At 64.3% G+C, this 698-nt stretch carries 1 protein-coding gene; it reads left to right on the forward strand.

The features are described from left to right. Nucleotides 1-40: 40 nt before the first annotated feature. On the forward strand, nucleotides 41-698 hold a 658-nt coding region (locus CCN37_RS38710; protein ID WP_086830292.1), incomplete at its 3' end, for a peptidylprolyl isomerase.

Consider the following 698-nt stretch of genomic DNA (forward strand, 5'->3'; position numbering starts at 1 on the left):
GCGTACGTCCGCGCGACGCAAGGCACGAGTCCGCAACGCGGTGATCGCTTCGGTGCTCGGTGTGATCCTGGTCGGCAGTGTGGCGCTCTACACGACCGACGTCCTCAAGGGCGACGACAAGAAGGACAACGTGAGCGCGGAGGCGAGCCCGAGCACCTCGCCCAGCAAGGCGCCGGACCCCTGTGAGAAGGCGGCCGCGGGCAAGGTGAAGCAACTCACCTTCAAGAAGGAACCCGCGATCACCATCGACAAGACCGCGAAGTACACGATGGATCTGCAGACGACCTGTGGTGCCATCGACATAGCGATGGACGCGGCGAAGGCACCGCACACCGTGAACTCGTTCAACTTCCTTGTGAACAAGGGATACCTGGACCACACGAAGTGCCACCGTCTGACCACCGAGGGCATCTACGTCCTCCAGTGCGGTGACCCGCAGGGCACCGGCATGGGCGGTCCCGGCTACACGATCCCGGACGAGAACCTGAAGGACTCCCGTCTGAAGGGCGATGTGTACCCGGCGGGCACGGTCGCGATGGCGAACCAGTTCAACGGGCAGACGGGCGAGGGCAAGAACAGCGGCGGCAGCCAGTTCTTCCTGGTCTTCCAGGACAGTCCGCTGCCGGCCAACTACACACCGTTCGGCACGGTCTCCGAGGCGGGCATGAAGGTCCTGAAGAAGATCGCCGACGCGGGAG

It is taken from the genome of Allokutzneria sp. NRRL B-24872, from assembly GCF_002155965.1.
In the GTDB taxonomy this organism is placed as follows: Bacteria; Actinomycetota; Actinomycetes; order Mycobacteriales; family Pseudonocardiaceae; genus Allokutzneria.